4 protein-coding genes are annotated in these 4,642 nt (G+C 64.4%); 2 read left to right on the forward strand and 2 right to left on the reverse strand.

What is annotated here, in order from left to right; genetic code table 11:
• Nucleotides 1-1,185 (reverse strand): type II CRISPR RNA-guided endonuclease Cas9 (gene cas9 / locus ABYB95_RS17330; RefSeq protein ID WP_372659803.1); only part of this gene is annotated, 1,185 nt, incomplete at its 3' end.
• A 159-nt stretch (nucleotides 1,186-1,344) separates the two neighbouring features.
• The gene (locus tag ABYB95_RS17335; protein WP_372659804.1) at nucleotides 1,345-3,264 is read right to left on the reverse strand and encodes a radical SAM protein; all 1,920 of its coding nucleotides are present in this window, start codon (nucleotides 3,262-3,264) and stop codon (nucleotides 1,345-1,347) included.
• Between the two features lie 121 nt (nucleotides 3,265-3,385).
• On the opposite strand from ABYB95_RS17335, the gene ABYB95_RS17340 reads away from it, so the two are divergent.
• On the forward strand, nucleotides 3,386-4,240 hold the full coding sequence (locus tag ABYB95_RS17340) for an Ivy family c-type lysozyme inhibitor (RefSeq protein WP_372659805.1): 855 nt from the start codon (nucleotides 3,386-3,388) through the stop codon (nucleotides 4,238-4,240).
• Nucleotides 4,241-4,279: 39 nt separating this feature from the next.
• Nucleotides 4,280-4,642, forward strand: a 363-nt coding sequence (locus ABYB95_RS17345; protein ID WP_372659806.1) for an EamA family transporter, incomplete at its 3' end; no start/stop codon positions are given.

Here is a 4,642-nt window from a genome sequence, read left to right on the forward strand (position 1 = left end):
GGTTTGCGTTTGCAGCCACGCGATCAGCGCGGCTTCGTTTTCCTCGGTGACGAGTTGTTGCACGATGCGGTCTTGCAGCGCTTCGGAAAAGTCGAACCACGCAGCGCCAAAATGGTCTTTCTTGCTCAAGTTGGCGCTGGTGGTATTGCCCTTGAGCTCTTGCCGCTTCGGGTCTTCGAAGTTGAACTGCACAGCGCCGCCCAGCTCCAGCAGCGTCTTGATCTGGGTGAAGCTGCGCTTGTGGTTTTGGTCCAGCGCCTCCACGAGCCGGTCGCGCTGCTCCAGGCTCAGCGCTTCTTCCTTCATGCCTTCGCGCAAGATGCGCAGGTGGTTCACCTCCTGGTAGATGCGAAAGCGTTGCTGGCTGGGCAAAGCCAACGGCGCGCGTTCCTCGTCGGGCAGCAGGGTGCAGCGCCCGGGTTTCACCGGTTTGAGCGGGCGCTGGTGCAGCAGGCAGTCCTTCAATTCCGCGCGCGCGGTCTCGTGAAACAGCGCTGGGTTCAACTCGGCCTGCTTGGCCCAAATGGCGTCGAATTCGGCCGCGATCATGGCGCGGTCGATGTAGAGGTCGTAGCTTTTGTCGATGCGGGTTTTGCCGTCTTCTTTTTCCACCCGCTGTTGGCGGTAGCGGGCGCGCACGGTCTTGCCGTTGGCGTCGCGCTTGTGCAGCCATTCGCCCACGGTGCGGCAGTGTTCCTCCAACATGGCCTGGCGCAGTTTGTTGATGGCCGTCTTCAGCGCACCGCTGTCGTTGTCTTTTTTGTCGGTCTTGCGGTTGCTCTTGAAGCCACGCCGCTGGTTGATGTGGAAAAGGGCGCGGGCAAATTCTTCGGGTTTGAGCGCTTCGTCCAGCCCCTTGGCACGCAGAGCGTAGGGGTTGAGGGTTTGCAGCGCTTTGCGTGCTTTGTCGTCCTGCGGGAAAAAGCCGTGTGCGACCAAGGTGCGGATCATGCGGGCTTTGCGCTTGAGCAGGCGGTCGCGCCTGCGGCGCATGGCGCGGGCATCGCGCCGGGTGACGGCGAGCGAAGAGCCGTCTTTGGGGTTGCGGCCGTCGCTGAAGATGCGGGAGCCCGCCTTGATGACCGCCACCGGTGCCGGGGGATGGTCCGCATTGAGTCGGAGAATCGCCCAGCCCAGCGAAGTGCTGCCCAGATCTAGCGCGAGCCGGTAGCGCATTTGTGGCATTTTTTTGCCTCCCTTTCGTGAAATAGCTTGCTTTGTAACACGATGTGCTACGATGTCGGCGTTTATACGATTGGGATATGAGCTCTGGACGCTAACAAGCTGAAAGATGCACCAAATGGAAAGCCACGCAATGCGTGGCTTACGTCTTTTTGTTCGGCTTCAGGCCATGGCGCTGAGCGCTTTGCCAATGCGGTGCCGGCTCACCGTTGCCTTGGGGATTTTCTGGGGCATGTGGTCAAACCACCGGCGCACATCGTCTTCCACACACAGGCCGTGCATGTAGTTGTAGATGGCCTTTTTCAGGCCCAGGCCCAGTGCGTCGTGGTCGACGCCGGTGGGGTCTATGAAGCCGATGTCGTTTTTGGCAAAACTCACCGGCGGCAGGTCGATCAGCCGGATGCCATAGGCGGCTGGGTCTTTGCCCACGGGGGAGTGCACGGTGCAGGTGAAGCGGTGGAAGAAGCCGCTTTGTATGCAGCCGTTTTCAAACAGCTGGCGCACGTATTCCAGCGCGTCCACCGTGTCTTGCAGGGTCTGGGTGGGAAAGCCGTACATCAGGTAGGCGTGCACCAGAATGCCGGCGTCTGAAAAGCCTTTGGTGACGCGTGCCACCTGCTCCACGCTCACGCCTTTTTTCATGAGCGTGAGCAAGCGGTCGCTGGCGACTTCGAGGCCGCCGCTCATGGCGATGCAGCCGCTTTGCGCCAGCAGCTCGGCCAGCTCGGGGGTGAAGGTTTTTTCGAAGCGGATATTGCCCCACCACGAGATGGACAGCTGGCGGCGGATCAGCTCCTGGGCCAGGGCTTTGAGCGCTTTGGGTGGCGCGGCTTCGTCCACAAAATGGAAGCCGGTCTGGCCGGTTTCTTCGACGATGGCTTGTATGCGGTCGGCCAGTTGGGTGGCGGTGGCGGTTTCGTAGCGGCCGATGTAGTCCAGGCTCACATCGCAGAAGCTGCACTTTTTCCAGTAACAACCGTGGGCCACGGTGAGCTTGTTCCAGCGCCCGTCGCTCCAGAGGCGGTGCATGGGGTTGAGCATGTCGAGCAGGCTCAGGTAGCGGTCCAGCGGCAGGCCGTCCCAGGTGGGTGTGCCCACGTCTTCAAACGGGATGTCGGGTTCGGCCAGGTTCACGTATTGCACCGCACCCGCTGCGTTACGCACGAATGTGCGCACCAGGCGTTGCGCGCCGCGTTTGCCGCTCAGGTGCTCCAGCAGCGCCAGCACCGGCCGTTCGCCCGCGTCCAGGGTCACGAAGTCGACAAAGTCGAACACGCGCGGGTCGCTCAGCTCGCGCAGTTCGGTGTTGACGAAGCCACCCCCCAGCGCGATGTGCACCGAAGGCGCGTGCGCCTTGATGCTTTGTGCGATGCGCAGCGCGGCGTACACGGCGCCCGGAAACGGCACCGAGAGCAGCACCACTTGTGGCTGGTGTTTGTGCAGTGCTGCCAGTGTCAGTTCGTGCAGCAGTTCGTCCACCAGGGTGGGTGGTGCACTCAGGGCCTGTGCCAGCGGGTCGAAGCTGGGCTGGCTGCTGGCCAGGGCTTCGGCGTAGCGCACGAATTCGAAGCGCGGGTCCACGGCATCGCGCAGCACATCGGCCAGGTCGTTGAGGTACAGGGTGGCGAGGTGGCGGGCGCGGTCTTGCAGACCCAGAGCGCCAAAGGCCCAAGCCAAGGGGTCGCCGCCATCTTCGTCGCCATAGGCGTCGAGCGCGGCAAAGCGCGGCCCCTCCGGCAGGTAGTTGCCGGCGGCCATGCGGTGCGCCAGCGTGGCGTCGCGCCCTTGCAGAAAGGCGATGGTGGGGCCGACGGTGGAGCGGTAGCGTTCGAACTGGTCGAGAAAGGCGTGCACGCTGGCCGAGCGTTCGCTTTCGGCCTGTTTCAGTGCCTGGGCATGCACCTTGTCCAGCCCGCCGGGGGTGAAGAGCTGCAGCACCAGCGCCAGTGCCAGGTCTTCTTGCACGGCGGGCACGCCGCGCGAGCGCAAAAAGCCGGTGAGGTAGGCGGTGGAGGGGTAGGGCGTGTTCAGCTGAGTCATCGGCGGGATGATGCTGAGCACGCGCAGGGCGATCTGGGGCATGGAAGCGGGGGCAGGGGTGGGCACAGGGTGATCTTACGGCTTGGTGGTGCGAGCCGACGATCGGCGATGGACGACCGGCGTGGCTCGGTCCTAACATGCGGGATAGCTTGGAGGCCTCACCATGACGTCGTACAAACTGGTTTTGCGTTTGGCGTTGCTGTTGGCACTGTTTTTGGGGGTCGCTGAAACGGCGGTGGCCCAGACCGGATTCAATGCCGACGTCATGAAAAACTACGGCGGCGTGTACGCCATCGACTGCGCCAACCCGCAGTCGCCCCGTTTGCGGGTCGAGCCGCAGGCCATGGCGGTGGAACAAGGGAGCCGGCGGCTGGTCGCGCAGCAGGTGCAGGCGGCGTATTCCTACTTTGGTCAATCGCCCCCGGCGGGCTATCTGGTGGCCTTGATGGGGCAGGTGAAGCAGCAACACAGCCTGCTGTTCGTGGTGTATGGCGACGCCAAGGGCCAATACATCCGCATCGATGGCGACAAACCGGTGCTGGTCAACCTGGGGCCGGTGCTCGCCAGAGCCAGCTACCGCAGCTGCGACGCCGCCACCAACCAGCGCGTGGCCGGGCAGGCGCGGCAAGAACAGCAGGCGCAGAAAGACGCGCAAAAACCGGTGGCGGCGGGCCAGGCCAAATACCCGTCCGAGCTGATCCGCGACCCGCGCTTCAAAGCCGCCTACCTCAAGGCCCTGGGGCCACTGGCGCGCGAACGCTGGCTGACCGCCGTGAACGGCCCGGCCCCGGAGCTGGCGCCCATGCGCCTGGAGGGCGCGGACTACCAGATGGCCGCTTTCTGCAAGCCGCACGATTGTGGCGACAACAACGCGGTGATGCTGTACGACGCAGCGGGTGGCCGCGTCCAGGGGCTGGTGTACCAGGGGGGCCGCGCCAGCCTGGTGGGTGGCCCGTCGCGGCCGTTGGCAGGGGAGCTGGAACGCATTTGGCGCCAGCAGTGGCGCCAGGGGCGGTGAGCAGCCTGCCCGCTGGTGGTGCGGGCCTAAAATTGGCCGATGAATGGCTTTGTCTCGGCGCCCGCAGCGCGCGGAAGTTTTCTGGCCTTGCTGGCTGCTGCCTTGTTTGGGCTCAGCACACCCCTGGTGCAGCGTTTTGGCGAAGGCCTGGGGGCCTTCAGCACGGCGGCCTTGTTGTACGCAGGGGCGACACTGGTGGCCCTGGTCACGCGGCGCGGCGCGCACCGGGAAGCCCCTTTGCAGCCGGCCGATGGGCCACGCCTGTTCGCCATGGCGGCGTTCGGTGCCGTGTTGGGCCCGGTTGCACTGGCCTGGGGTTTGCAGCGCACCAGCGGCTCCAGCGCCTCGCTCATGCTGACACTGGAGGTGCTGTTCACGGCGGGTTTGGCCTGGCGCTGGTAC

This window comes from Hydrogenophaga sp. (assembly GCF_041633695.1).
Classification (GTDB): domain Bacteria; phylum Pseudomonadota; class Gammaproteobacteria; order Burkholderiales; family Burkholderiaceae_C; genus Hydrogenophaga.

What these genes read in the sequence shown, in the direction of transcription:
- ABYB95_RS17335 (WP_372659804.1), bottom strand. Translation starts at nt 3,264, where the DNA reads ATGCCCCAGATCGCCCTGCGCGTGCTCAGCATCATCCCGCCGATGACT.
- ABYB95_RS17340 (WP_372659805.1), top strand. Translation starts at nt 3,386, where the DNA reads ATGACGTCGTACAAACTGGTTTTGCGTTTGGCGTTGCTGTTGGCACTG.